Annotated in this window: 12 protein-coding genes; 5 read left to right on the plus strand and 7 right to left on the minus strand. The window is 72.3% G+C overall.

Going from position 1 to position 13095, the window contains the following annotated elements:
* Positions 1-35 precede the first annotated feature (35 nt).
* Both truA and AC1DQF_RS04825 read left to right on the plus strand, forming a co-directional pair.
* Positions 36-872 (plus strand): tRNA pseudouridine(38-40) synthase TruA, encoded by an 837-nt coding sequence (gene truA / locus AC1DQF_RS04820; protein WP_477524067.1) that lies wholly within the window; start codon positions 36-38, stop codon positions 870-872.
* Positions 865-1464, plus strand: coding sequence for a class I SAM-dependent methyltransferase (locus tag AC1DQF_RS04825; protein WP_477524068.1), 600 nt, complete (start codon positions 865-867; stop codon positions 1462-1464). The genes truA and AC1DQF_RS04825 overlap by 8 nt, the downstream gene beginning before the upstream one ends.
* A gap of 18 nt (positions 1465-1482) precedes the next feature.
* Here AC1DQF_RS04825 and AC1DQF_RS04830 read toward each other — a convergent pair whose 3' ends face one another.
* Together AC1DQF_RS04830 and AC1DQF_RS04835 are read right to left on the minus strand one after the other, a co-directional pair.
* A complete protein-coding gene (locus AC1DQF_RS04830) occupies positions 1483-1764 on the minus strand; it encodes a hypothetical protein (RefSeq protein ID WP_477524069.1) in 282 nt (93 codons plus the stop codon).
* A 168-nt stretch (positions 1765-1932) separates the two neighbouring features.
* Positions 1933-2616, minus strand: a complete 684-nt coding sequence (locus AC1DQF_RS04835) for an isochorismatase family protein (protein WP_477524070.1) — start codon at positions 2614-2616, stop codon at positions 1933-1935.
* Between the two features lie 43 nt (positions 2617-2659).
* Here AC1DQF_RS04835 and mgrA point away from each other — a divergent pair, with 43 nt between their 5' ends.
* Positions 2660-3703: an L-glyceraldehyde 3-phosphate reductase gene (mgrA, locus tag AC1DQF_RS04840; RefSeq protein ID WP_477524071.1), complete on the plus strand. Its 1044-nt coding sequence runs from the start codon at positions 2660-2662 to the stop codon at positions 3701-3703.
* Positions 3700-5091 (plus strand): FAD-dependent oxidoreductase, encoded by a 1392-nt coding sequence (locus AC1DQF_RS04845; RefSeq protein ID WP_477524072.1) that lies wholly within the window; start codon positions 3700-3702, stop codon positions 5089-5091. The genes mgrA and AC1DQF_RS04845 overlap by 4 nt, the downstream gene beginning before the upstream one ends.
* A 15-nt stretch (positions 5092-5106) precedes the next feature.
* On the opposite strand, the gene AC1DQF_RS04850 is transcribed toward AC1DQF_RS04845, so the two are convergent.
* Complete coding sequence (locus AC1DQF_RS04850; protein ID WP_477524073.1) at positions 5107-6366, minus strand: Nramp family divalent metal transporter; 1260 nt, start codon at positions 6364-6366, stop codon at positions 5107-5109.
* A 96-nt stretch (positions 6367-6462) separates the two neighbouring features.
* Here AC1DQF_RS04850 and AC1DQF_RS04855 point away from each other — a divergent pair, with 96 nt between their 5' ends.
* A complete protein-coding gene (locus AC1DQF_RS04855) occupies positions 6463-8157 on the plus strand; it encodes an ABC-F family ATP-binding cassette domain-containing protein (RefSeq protein WP_477524074.1) in 1695 nt (564 codons plus the stop codon).
* Between the two features lie 81 nt (positions 8158-8238).
* Here AC1DQF_RS04855 and AC1DQF_RS04860 read toward each other — a convergent pair whose 3' ends face one another.
* The 4 genes from AC1DQF_RS04860 to AC1DQF_RS04875 form a co-directional block, all read right to left on the minus strand.
* Positions 8239-9390 (minus strand): acyl-CoA dehydrogenase family protein, encoded by a 1152-nt coding sequence (locus tag AC1DQF_RS04860; RefSeq protein WP_477524075.1) that lies wholly within the window; start codon positions 9388-9390, stop codon positions 8239-8241.
* Complete coding sequence (locus tag AC1DQF_RS04865) at positions 9390-10544, minus strand: acyl-CoA dehydrogenase family protein (protein WP_477524076.1); 1155 nt, start codon at positions 10542-10544, stop codon at positions 9390-9392. Before AC1DQF_RS04865 ends, AC1DQF_RS04860 begins: the two co-directional genes overlap by 1 nt.
* Position 10545: 1 nt before the next feature.
* On the minus strand, positions 10546-11697 hold the full coding sequence (locus AC1DQF_RS04870) for an acyl-CoA dehydrogenase family protein (protein WP_477524077.1): 1152 nt from the start codon (positions 11695-11697) through the stop codon (positions 10546-10548).
* 121 nt (positions 11698-11818) lie between these two features.
* The gene (locus AC1DQF_RS04875; RefSeq protein WP_477524078.1) at positions 11819-13033 is read right to left on the minus strand and encodes a S1C family serine protease; all 1215 of its coding nucleotides are present in this window, start codon (positions 13031-13033) and stop codon (positions 11819-11821) included.
* Positions 13034-13095: the final 62 nt, after the last annotated feature.

The following is a 13095-nucleotide window of genomic DNA, read 5'->3' on the forward strand; positions in this document are numbered from 1 at the left end:
AGGGAGGGCCTGCGAGGGCCACCTAGGATCGTCGGGTGCGCATCCGCCTCGACCTGTCCTACGACGGGACCGACTTCAGGGGCTGGGCGACCCAACCGTCGCTGCGGACGGTGCAGGCGACGCTCGAGGACGCGCTGGCCACCGCGTTCCGGCTACCGGTCGTGCGGGTGGTGTGCGCGGGGCGTACCGACACCGGCGTCCACGCGCGCGGGCAGGTCGTCCACCTGGACGTGGCGCCCGAGGACCTGGCGCGGGCGGCCGGGAGGTCGGCGGAGCCGCCCGCGGAGGCGCTCGTACGTCGCCTCAACGGCCTCCTGCCCGCCGACGTCCGGGTGCACCGTGGGTCCGTGGCGCCCGAGGGCTTCGACGCCCGCTTCTCCGCGACCTGGCGTCGCTACGCCTACCGCGTGGCCGACGACCCGACCCTGGTCGACCCCCTCGTGCGCTCGCACGTGCTGGCCTGGCCGCGGCGGCTCGACCTCGACGCGATGAACGGTGCCGCGACCTCGTTGATGGGGCTGCGCGACTTCGGGTCGTTCTGCAAGCGCCGCGAAGGGGCGACCACCGTCCGGACCCTGACGGAGCTGTCGTGGAGCCGCGACGAGACCGGCATCGCGGTCGCCCGGGTGGTCGCCGACGCGTTCTGCCACAGCATGGTGCGCTCGCTCGTCGGCTGCCTGCTCGCCGTGGGGGACGGGCGCAAGCCGCCGGAGTGGGCCGCCGAGCTCATGGTCGCGCGTCGTCGCGATCCCGCACTGACCGTCATGCACGCCCACGGGCTGACGCTGGAGGAGGTCGGCTACCCCGAGGGTGCCGAGCTCGCAGCGCAGGCCGAGCGGGCCCGCAACACCAGGGAGGCCATCGATGACTGAGGACCACTACTTCTCCGCCGACCCCGCCGCGCCGTTCGAGCGGGAGACGTTCACGGCGTCCGTGTGGGGACACGAGCTGGAGCTGACCAGCGGTGCGGGGGTGTTCAGCCGGGGGCACCTCGACCACGCGACCGCGGTGCTCTTCCGGGAGCTCGAGCCGCCGGTGCCGGGTCGGTTCCTGGACCTGGGCTGCGGGTACGGCGTGATCGGGCTCGGCATCGCCGCCGCGGTGCCGCTCTCGTCGGTGATCGGCGTCGAGGTCAACGAGCGCGCGATCCTGCTCGCCAACGAGAACGCCGCCGCGCTCGGGGTAGGCGGGCACTTCGTCGCCTGCCGGGCCTCCGACGTGCCCTCCGACATGCAGTTTGACGAGATCTGGTCGAACCCGCCGATCCGGATCGGCAAGGAGGCGCTGCACGAGCTGTTGCTGACCTGGCTGCCCCGGCTCGCGCCCGACGGGCGTGCCGTGATGGTGGTCGGCAAGAACCTGGGCGCCGACTCGCTCCAGCGTTGGCTGGGGGAGCAGGGCTACCCGACGACGCGGCTCGCGTCCGTCAAGGGCTTCCGGGTGCTGGAGACGCGGCGGGCCTGAGCCCGCCGCCACCCCGGCTCAGGACTCGATCTGCTCGATGATCGAGTCGACGTCGGTGTCGGAGAAGAGCGGCAGGATCACCATCGTCCACTCCGAGCGCTTCTCGTCGAGGGCGCTGGCGAGGTCCCACGCGGCCTGGGCGCCCATGGGGCCGAGGCGGACCACGTCGCCGGCCTCCTCGTCGTCGAAGTCGGTGTCGACCTCGACCATCCAGGTGTCCGACCAGTCGGTCGCGAAGTCGTCGAAGGCGGCGTCCTTGTCGTCCGGGGTGTCCTCGGAGACGGGGAAGATCAGGCCCATGTGAGTTCCGTTCGTTCGGGTGGAGCGGACGGGGTCATCGTGGCACGTGAACGAAGTGGCAGGTACGCCGCGGGGTCGTGGTCCCGGTGCTGGTATCGGGCCAGGCGCGGCCGGTGGCGGTGCTGCCGGTGTGGTCGCGGCGGTAGGTGAGGGCGGCGGGAGCGGCGTTCAACGACCGCCGGCGCGGATGAGGTCGAGAACCTCGGCGGTGGGTCGGACGTCGCCGAAGGAGCGGTAGACGACGTGCAGGGCCGCGTTGTGGTCCTGGTCGCGCATCGCGGCACAGCCGTCGGCGACCAGGATGACGCGAAGGCCCAGGGTGGCGGCGTCTCTGACGCTTCCCTCGACGCACACGTTGGTGACGGTGCCGGTGACGACCACGGTGTCGATCTCGCGCTCGGCCAGCAGGCCGGCCAGCGGGCTGCGGCCCGGGAAGAAGGCGCTGTGCGCGGTCTTCTCGACCACGAGGTCCGTGTCGGCGACCGCGAGGGCCGGCCACAGGCGCTCGGCCGGCGTCCCCTCACCGCCCGAGCGGGCGTACAGCTCGGCGATCTCGTCGCCGAGGTGCTCGCGGTCGCGGGCGGTGGGTTCGCTGTGGCCCGGCACGATCCACGCCACGGTGCCGCCCGCCGCGCGGAGCTCGTCGGCGAGCAGGTTGATCCCGGGGACGATGCCGCGGCAGTACGCCGAGGGCTCGACGAAGAAGTCGACCATGTCGACGACCACCAGGGCGGTCCGGACCGGGTCGAGGGACTCGAACGCGTGCCGACGACCACGGCGCTGCTCGTGGCGGAGGTACTCGCGCTCCTCGATGCGCCAGTCGTGGAGGGCCGCGTCGGGRGAGGTGGTCACAGGGTCAGCGTAGGGACACCACGCCACCTGCAAGAGTGGCTCCATGACGTACGACGCCGCCGAGGACCGCTACGAGTCGATGGACTACCGCCACACCGGGCGCAGCGGGCTCAAGCTCCCCGCGCTCAGCCTGGGGCTGTGGCAGAACTTCGGGACCGACCGTCCCGAGGAGACCCAGCGGGCCATCCTGCGCAAGGCCTTCGACCGCGGAGTGACGCACTTCGACCTGGCCAACAACTACGGCCCGCCCTACGGTCGCGCCGAGGAGAACTTCGGGCGCTACCTGCGCGACGACTTCGCGCCCTACCGCGACGAGCTCGTCATCTCGACCAAGGCCGGCTACGACATGTGGCCCGGCCCGTACGGCCAGGGTGGCGGCAGCCGCAAGTACGTCCTGGCCAGCCTCGACCAGTCGCTGGCACGGCTCGGGCTGGACTACGTCGACATCTTCTACAGCCACCGCTTCGACGCCGAGACGCCCGTCGAGGAGACGATGGCCGCCCTCGACACCGCGGTCCGCAGCGGTCGCGCCCTGTACGCCGGGATCTCGTCGTACTCCGCCGACAAGACGCGCGAGGCGGCGAGCATCGCCCGTGAGCTCGGCACCCCGCTCCTGATCCACCAGCCGTCGTACTCGATGCTCAACCGCTGGATCGAGGCTCCTCACGCCGGCGGGCAGAGCCTCCTCGACGAGCTCGAGGAGCAGGGGATGGGCTGCATCGTCTTCACCGCGCTCGCCCAGGGTCTGCTGACCGACCGCTACCTCGACGGGGTCCCGCGGGACAGCCGCGCGGCCCGCGACGACAGCACGCTGGCCGGCCTCGAGCACGACGTGCTCGACCGGGTGCGGGCCCTCAACGACATCGCGCAGCAGCGCGGGCAGAAGCTGGCCCAGCTCGCCCTCCAGTGGGCGCTGCGCGACTCGCGGGTCACCAGTGCGGTCATCGGGGCCAGCAGCGTGGAGCAGCTCGACACCAACCTCGACGCCCTCGACGGGCCGCCGCTGACCGCCGACGAGCTGGTCGCCATCGACCAGCACGCCGTCGAGGCCGGCATCAACCTGTGGGCGAAGCAGACCGAGGAATGAGCGAGGCCGTCACCCGGGTCGTGGTCGTGGGGGCCGACGCGGCCGGCATGTCGGCGGCCCACCAGGCGCTGCGCACCGCGCGCCGCACCGGCACCGCGCTCGCGGTGACCGTGCTCGACCGCGGGTGCCACACGTCGTACTCCGCCTGCGGGATCCCGTACTGGATGGCCGGCGAGGTGGGCTCGGCCGACGAGCTCGTCGCCCGGACCGCCGAGCAGCACCGCGAGGCCGGCATCGACCTGCGGCTCGGGACCGAGGTCGTCTCGGCCGACGTCGCCGGACGCACGGTCACGACGGCCGCGGGGGAGACCCTGGAGTACGACGAGCTGGTTGTCGCCACGGGCGCCCCGGCGATCGTGCCGGACTGGGCCCTGCGGCCCGACGGCACGCCCTACGACATGGTCGGCCCGGTCAAGACGCTCGACGACGGTGCCGCCTGGCTGGACCGCTTCGACGCGGCGGGCGACGGGGCGCACGTGGTGGTCGTCGGCGCCGGCTACATCGGCGTCGAGGTCGCCGAGGCGGCCCTGCGTCGCGGGCTCGGGGTGACCGTGGTGACCCGCGGGCGCGGGCTGGCGCTGCTCGAGGACGAGATGTCCGAGCGGGTGGCCGTGGCCCTCTGCGACGCGGGTGCCGAGGTGGTGCTCGGGGTCGAGGTCACCGGGCTGGACACGGTGCAGGACGAGTCCGGGGCCGACCGGGTGACCGGAGTGYGGTGGGAGGGCGACCGCCGCGACGCCGACCTCGTCGTGCTGGCCATCGGGGTCCGCCCGGCCACCGCCTTCCTCGCCGGCTCGGGACTCGAGACGTCCGCCAACGGGGCCCTGCGACCGGACCCGCGCGGTCGGGTCGCCGACCACGTGTGGGCGGCCGGCGACTGCTGCGAGGTACGCCGCCGCATCGACGACCGTTGGGTCTTCCGGCCCCTCGGGACGCACGCCACGAAGCACGGGCGGGCCCTCGGGGACAGCCTGGCCGGCGGGACCTTGGCCTTCCGGGGCATCGTCGACACCTCGATCACGAGGTTCGCCGCCGGCGAGCAGTACCTCGAGATCGCCCGGACCGGCCTGACCCGCGACGAGGCGGAGCAGGCCGGCCACGACCCGGTGACGCTGGTGACCGAGGGGACCACCGCCACCGGCTACATGCCCGAGGCCGACCCGATCGCCGTGTGGGTGATGGCCGACCGGGACACCCGGCGGCTGCTCGGGGTGCAGGTCGTGGGCGGCCGTGGGGCGGGCAAGCGGGTCGACACCGCGGCGGCGGTCCTGTGGGCGGAGGGCACCGTCGACGACCTCGCGTGGATGGACCTGGCCTACGCCCCGCCGTTCTCCTCGGTCTGGGACATCCTGCAGATCGCGGCCCGCCGGGTCGCGGAACGCATCTGAGGAGCGGCCCGAGGCCTAGGCCCCGGCGACCGCCTTGCGCACCTCGTTGACGCACAGCGCGACGAAGGCCAGCGCGATGATCGTCATCAGGACGTTGGAGTGCAGCTTGTTGCGCCACTCGACGGGCGTGCGGTCGGTGTTGAGCAGCCACAGCAGGGTGACGGCCAGGAACGGCATGAAGAACGCGCCCAGCACGCCGTACGCCAGGATCAGCCAGACCGGCTTGCCGAGGAACAGCATCGCCATCGGCGGGAACGTCAGCCACAGGATGTAGGCCTTGTACCACTTGCCGCCGGCGCGGGCGTCCGCGTCGTCGCTGTGCCCGCCGCGCACGTTGGTCATGAAGTCGGCGAACATCAGGCTCACGCCGTTCCAGACACCGACCAACGACGACATGGCCGCGGCCCAGAAGCCGATGAGGAAGACCTTTCCGGCCCACTGCCCGTAGCGGTCCTGGAGCACGACCGCGAGGTCCACCAGCCCGGCGTCGCCCTCCTCGATGGCCACGCTCGTGGAGTACAGGAGCTCGGCGCCGACGATGAGGGTGGCGAGCACGAAGATGCCGGTCACGACGTAGGCGACCGTGTTGTCGATGCGCATGACGCGCATGTAGGACGGGGTGGCCCAGCCCTTCTCGCGCAGCCAGTAGCCGTACGCCGCGAGGGTGATGGTGCCGCCGACGCCGCCGGCCAGGGCCAGGGTGTTGACCAGTCCGCCGTCGGGGATGCGGGGGGCGAGGCCGGTGAGCAGCTCGGGGATGTTGGGCGTGGTCAGCAGCGCGGCGCCGACCATGGTGACGAACATGAGCCCGACGAGGGCGGCGAGCACCTTCTCGAAGACGCTGTAGCGACCGGACCACACCAGGGCCAGGCCGATCAGGCCGGAGATGATGCCCCACCACGTCACCGAGAGGGTGCCGGTGAGGCCGGCCAGCGCGAGGCCGGTGCCGGCCATCGCGGCGGCGCCGTACACGAAGCCCCAGATCACGATGTACGGCGCGAAGTACCACGTCGTCCAGATGCCCAGCGAGCGCCAGCCCTCGAAGATCGTGCGGCCCGTGGCGAGCGAGTAGCGGCCCGCCCCCTCGACCAGGACGATCTTCATCACGCACCCCACGACCACGCACCACAGCAGCGTGTAGCCGAACTTCTGGCCGGCGATGAGGGTGGCGACGAGGTCGGCCGCACCGACGCCGGTGGCGGCGACGACGAGACCCGGACCGATGACGCGCCACTTCGGGACGGTGGACGTGGATTGCTCGTTCTGGACGGACATGCCCCACACCCTAAGGTGGTCCAGACCACTACCGACACGCTGCCCGCAGGATTTAACGCGTGGTCGCAGCCGCGCGCGTGCCGGACAATGGGTTGCGTGGGACATGTGGATGTGTCGGGAGTGCGCTACGAGCTGCCCGACGGACGAGTACTGCTGGACGAGGTCTCCTTCCGGGTCGGCGACGGCGCGAAGGTCGCCCTGGTGGGCGCCAACGGCGCCGGCAAGACGACCCTGCTGCGGATCGTGACCGGTGACCTGGTCCCGCACGCGGGCGCGGTCACGCGCTCCGGCGGGCTCGGCGTGATGCGCCAGTTCGTCGGACACGGCGGCGTGGACGAGACGGTCGCCGACCTGCTGCTGAGCGTCGCGCCGCCCCGCGTGCAGGCCGCCGCCCGTGCGGTCGACGAGTGCGAGCTCGCGCTGATGGAGACCGACGACGAGGCGACGCAGATGCGCTACGCCGAGGCGTTGTCGGAGTACGCCGACGCCGGTGGCTACGACCTCGAGGTCACGTGGGACACGTGCACCGTCGCCTCCATGGCGATGCCCTACGACCGGGCGAAGCACCGATCCCTGTCCACCCTGTCCGGCGGCGAGCAGAAGCGGCTGGTCCTGGAGTACCTGCTGCGCGGTCCCGACGAGGTGCTGCTGCTCGACGAGCCCGACAACTACCTCGACGTGCCCGGCAAGATCTGGCTCGAGCAGCGCATCCGCGAGTCGGCCAAGACCATCCTGTTCATCAGCCACGACCGCGAGCTGCTCGCCAACACCGCGACCCGGATCGTCACCGTCGAGCTGGGCGCGGCCGGCAACCTCGTGTGGACGCACCCCGGCGGCTTCGCGAGCTACCACGAGGCCCGTGAGGACCGGTTCCTGCGCTTCGAGGAGCAGCGCAGGCGCTGGGACGAGGAGCACGCCAAGATCAAGGCCCTCGTGCTGCGGCTCAAGATCAAGTCCGAGTACAACGACGGCATGTCCTCGCAGTACCGCGCCGCCCAGACGCGGCTGCGGAAGTTCGAGGAGGCCGGACCGCCCATGGAGCAGCCGCGCGAGCAGCAGGTGACGATGCGCCTCAAGGGCGGCCGCACCGGCAAGCGCGCCGTGGTGTGCACCGACCTCGAGCTCACCGGGCTCATGAAGCCCTTCGACCTCGAGGTCTGGTACGGCGAGCGGGTCGCGGTCCTCGGCTCCAACGGCTCCGGCAAGTCGCACTTCCTCCGGCTGCTCGCGGCCGGTGGCAGCGACCCCGACGTCGAGCACCGCCCCGTGGGCGAGCCGCCCGCGCCGGTGCCGCACACCGGCAAGGCCAAGCTGGGTGCCCGGGTGCGACCGGGCTGGTTCGTGCAGACCCACGACCACCCCGAGCTCCGCGGCAAGACGCTGCTGGAGATCCTGCACCGCGGCGACGGGCAGCCCGCCGGCCAGGGCCGGGCGGGCATGGGGCGCGAGCAGGCGAGCCGGGTCCTCGACCGCTACGAGCTCGCGCACGCCGGCGAGCAGACCTTCGAGTCGCTGTCCGGCGGCCAGCAGGCGCGCTTCCAGATCCTGCTCCTGGAGCTGAGCGGGGCCACCCTCCTGCTGCTCGACGAGCCCACCGACAACCTCGACGTGCAGAGTGCCGAGGCGCTGGAGGCGGGGCTCGAGGCCGTCGAGGGCACGGTGCTCGCGGTCACCCACGACCGGTGGTTCGCCCGTGGCTTCGACCGGTTCCTGGTCTACGGCGCCGACGGCGAGGTCTACGAGCCCGACGGGCCCGTCTGGGACGAGGGCCGGGTCGTGCGGGCCCGATGAGCGAGGTGGTCGGCACGCTGGAGGCTCGGCTTCGTGCCGGTGGCCCGGCTCGGGGACGTCCAGAAGCGCGTGGAGGGCTGATCAGACGAACGCGCTGATCCCGGTCTCCGCCCGGCCGATGAGCAGCTTCTGGATCTGCGAGGTGCCTTCGTAGAGCGTCATCACACGGGCGTCGCGGAGGTACTTCGCGGCCGGGTAGTCGTCGACGTACCCCGCCCCGCCGTGCACCTGGATCGCGTTGTTGGCGGCGCGGACGGCGGCCTCGGAGGCGAAGAGCTTGGCCTTGGACGCCGCCGTGCCGAACGGCTCGCCCCGGTCGATGAGGTCGGCGCAGCGCCACACCAGCAGCCTCGCCGCGTCGGCGTCGACCGAGATGTCCGCGAGCATGTCCTGCACCAGCTGGAAGGACGCGATCGGCTTGCCGAACTGCGTGCGCGTCGTGGCGTACTCCACCGAYGTCTCCAGGCAGCCCTGGACGATGCCGACGCACCCGGCGGCGACGGCGAGGCGACCCTTGTCGAGGGTGCTCATGGCGATCTTGAAGCCGCGGCCGACCTCGCCGAGCACCGCCGAGCCCGGGACCCGGACGTCGGTGAGGAAGAGCTCGGCCGTCGCCTGCCCGCGCAGGCCGAGCTTGCCCTTGATCTCGCGGGCCTCGAAGCCGGGGGTGTCGGTCGGGACGAGGAACGCCGTCACCCCACGGGGCCCGTCGTCGCTCGTGCGGGCGAAGACCAGGGCCACGTCGGCCCAGGTGCCGTTGGTGATGAAGAGCTTCTGCCCGTTGAGCACCCAGTCCGAGCCGTCGCGGGTGGCCCGCGAGGTCAGGTTGCCGGCGTCGGAGCCGGTGTCGGGCTCGGTCAGGCCGAAGCAGCCGAGCTTGTCGGCCGTCGCGAGCCGGGGGAGCCACTCCTGCTTCTGCTCCTCGGAGCCGAAGAACAGGATCGACTTGCCGACCAGGCCGCTGCTCACCGACACGATGCCGCGCAGCGCCGAGTCGGCGCGCCCGAGCTCCTCCATGGCGAGCGCGTAGGTGACGTAGTCGCCGCCCAGCCCGCCGTACTCCTCGGGGATGGTGAGGCCGAAGAAGCCGATCTCGGCCATCTTGGGCACGATGGCGAGGTCGACCGCCTCGTCGCGGTCCCACTGGGTGCGGTGCGGGATCGCCTCCCGGTCAAGGAAGGTCCGCGCGAGGTCGCGGAAGGCCTGCTGCTCCTCGGACAGGGAGAGGTCCATCAGCCCAACGCCTCCAAAGTGCCGTGGTCGGTGACACCCGCGGCCAGCCGGCCCAGGTGGTGGTCGCCGTCGCCGAACAGGTGGTCCAGCACGGTCAGGTGGGCGGTGGCGGTGCCGACGGAGTACTCCGCGGTCATCGCGATGCCGCCGTGCAGCTGGATGGCCTCCTGGCCGATGTGGCGCGAGGCCCTGCTGGTCTGCAACGCACACCGCGCGGCCGCGTCCCGCAGCGCGTCGCGGTCACCGGTGGAGATGGTCATCGTCGCCCAGTCGACGACGCTGTGCGTCAGCTCGAGGGAGACGTACATGTCCGCGGCCCGGAACGTCAGCGCCTGGAAGGTGTTGAGCGTGACGCCGAACTGCTTGCGGCTGGTGAGGTACGACGTGGTGGCCGCGAGCTGCGCCTGCATCACCCCCAGCGCCTGGTTGGCCGCCATGACCCGGGTGAGGTCCAGCATCGTGGCGATCGTCGCGGACCGGTCGGCGGAGGCGTCACCCAGTGGCACGGCAGGGGTGGCGTCGAGGACGAGACGCGCGGCACGCCCCCCGTCGTACGTCGGGTAGCCGGTGCGGTGGGCCGCATCGCCGTCGGCCGTGAAGTCGACCAGGAAGAGGCCGGTGCCGCCCTCGGGGAGGGTGGCGGTGACGACGACCTGGTCGGCGCGGGCACCGTGGAGCACCGGGTCCTTGGTGCCGGTGAGGGTCCAGCCGTCCCCGTCCCGGGTCGCCGTGGTGCCGGGGGCGTCGGTGGCCCAGCGCGCACCCTCGGGCTCGTCGTGCGCGACGGCGAGCACTCGCTCACCCGCTGCGACGGCGCCGAGGATCTCGGCCCGCTGCTCGGCGGTGCCGGAGGCGGACACCAGCCCGCCGGCCAGCACCACGCCGGTCAGGTAGGGCTCGGGAGCCAGCACCCGGCCGAGCTCGCGGCACACGATGCCGATCTCGACCGGGCCGGCACCGACGCCGCCGTCACTCTCGGCGAAGGGCAGCCCCAGGACGCCCATCTCGGCCAGCCGGCCCCAGAGGTCCTCGTCGAAGCCGGGGTCCTCCGACGTCGTCCGGCGGCGGACCTCGTAGTCGCCGTACTGCTTGGTGAGGAGGCCGCGCACGGCCTCGCGCAGCGCCTGCTGCTCGTCGTCATAGGTGAAGTCCATGTCAGAGTCCCAGGATCGTGCGGGCGATGATCTGGCGCTGGATCTCGTTGGACCCGCCGTAGATCGACGCCTTGCGGAGGTTGAGGTAGGTCGGTGCGCTGCGACGGGCCCAGCCCGCGAGCGGGGAGTCGTCGTCGGCCCCGGAGGCGATCGAGGCCGGCCCGGCCAGGTCGACGGCCAGCTCGCTGACGGCCTGCTGGAGCTCGGTGCCCTTGAGCTTGAGCACCGACGACGCCGGGTGGGGCTCACCGCCGGCGGAGTGGGCCACCACGCGCAGCGCGGTGAGCTCGAGGGCCAGCAGCTCGTTCTCGAGCTCGACGATGCGGGCCCGGACGTAGGGGTCGTCCAGCCGGTCGCCGGCGTTGTCCTTGAGGGTGGCGAGCGCCCGCTTGGTGAGGCCCACCGGGGCGACGCCGACGCGCTCGTTGCCGAGGAGGAACTTGGCGATCGTCCAGCCCCCGTTGAGGTCGCCGACGAGCATGTCGCCGGGCACCCGGACGTCGGTGAACCAGACCTCGTTGACCTCGTGGCCGCCGTCGATGAGCTCGATGGGGCGCACCTCGACGCCGGGCAGCGTCATGTCGATGAGCAGCATCGAGATGCCGGCCTGCTTCTTCACGTCGGGGTCGGTGCGGACCAGGGTGAAGATCCAGTCGCCGTGCTGGCCCAGGGTCGTCCACGTCTTCTGGCCGTTGACCACCCAGTCGTCGCCGTCGCGGACCGCGGTGGTGCGCAGGCTGGCCAGGTCGGAGCCCGCGTCGGGCTCGGAGAAGCCCTGCGACCACCAGATGTCGAGGTTGGCCGTCGCGGGCAGGAAGCGCTCCTTCTGCTCCTGGCTGCCGAACTGCGCGAGCACCGGGCCGATCATCGAGGCGTTGAAGGCCAGCGGGACGGGCACGCCGGCTCTCTGCATCTCCTCGTGCCACAGGTGGCGCTGGAGGTCGGTCCAGCCGCGTCCGCCCCACTCCTCGGGCCAGTGGGGGACCGCCAGCCCGGCCTTGTTGAGGACCTGCTGGCTCTCCACGATCTGCTCACGCGTCAGGTGCCGGCCGTCCAGCACGGCGTCGCGGATCTGCTGCGGGAACTCGGTGGTGAAGAACGTGCGCATCTCCTGGCGGAACGCGGCGTCCTCGGCAGACAGCTCGAGCTGCATGGGGCTCCTTGGGGTCGTCACCTGGTGTGGCGACCCCATCATGACGCGGACCGCCACACGAGGCGACGGGGGCCACGCGCGGGGTGTCCCGCGCGTGGCCCCCGTCCGGCCGGTCGTCGGCTCAGCCGGCGGCAGCGTCCGAGTCGAGCGCGAGCGTGGCGGTCTGCTCCTGGCCGCCGCTGGTCCAGGTGACCTCGACCTTGTCGCCGGGGCGGTAGGACCGGATGGTGGCGACCAGCGAGTCGGCGTCGGTGATGGCGTGGTCGCCGACCCGGGTGATGACGTCGCCCTGCTGGAGGCCGGCGTCGGCCGCCGTCGAGCCGTCGCTGACCTGCCCGACCTTGGCGCCGCCGGATCCCTCGGCCGCCGTGCCGGAGTCCGACACCTGGATGCCGAGACGGGCGTGGGTGGGGGTGTCGCCGGCGATCATCTGGTCGACGATCGGCATGACCTCGTCGATGGGGATGGCGAAGCCGAGGCCGATCGAACCGCCCTGGGCGCTGGTGTCCTGGGACGCCGTCCGGATCGAGGAGTTGATGCCCACGACGGCACCGGTCATGTCGACCAGCGGCCCACCCGAGTTGCCGGGGTTGATGGCCGCGTCGGTCTGGATCGCGGGGTACGTCGTGGAGTTGCCCTCGCTGTCCGTCCCGACGTTGACCGGTCGGTCCAGCGCGCTCACGATGCCGCTGGTGACGGTGGAGTCGAGGCCGAAGGGGGCGCCGAAGGCGACGACGTCCTGGCCCACGTCGAGGTTGGCCGACTGGCCGATGGTGGCGGCGGTGAGGCCGCTGACCCCGTCCGCCTTGATGACCGCGGTGTCGGTGAGCGGGTCGGTGCCGAGCACCTCGGCGGGGGCGTTCGTCCCGTCGGCGAAGTAGACGCGGACGGTGCCGCCGTTGGCGGCGACCTCGACGACGTGGTTGTTCGTCAGGATGGTGCCGTCGGCGCTGAGGATGATCCCGGAGCCCGACCCCTGGCCCTGCTGCCCGGCCACCTGGATGGTCACGACGGACGGCAGGACGGAGGTGGCCACAGCCTCGACCGAGCCGTCGGTCGCGGGCGTGTCGCCCTGGTCGACGACCGGTGCCGTCGTGGCCGTCGAGCCGGAGGCCGACGGGGGGTCGCCCTGCGTCTGGTCCCACAGCGCGGCCCCGCCGAACCCGGCGCCGCCACCGACGAGGAGCGTGGTGGCGAGCACGCCGGCCACCAGCCCACCGCGGCGCCGACGCTTCGGCGCCGGCGGGCCCTGCTGGTACGGGGCCGTCCCGTACGGGTTCGTGGTGTACGGGTGCGTCGTCGGGTCCTCGAACGGGGGAGGGGGCGGAGTGCTCATGTCCCGAGTGTGTGCCGCGACCCTGTGTCCCGGCTGAGAGGGCGCTGGGAAGGTCCCGAGAC

Source organism: Nocardioides sp. P4_G4 (genome assembly GCF_056401085.1).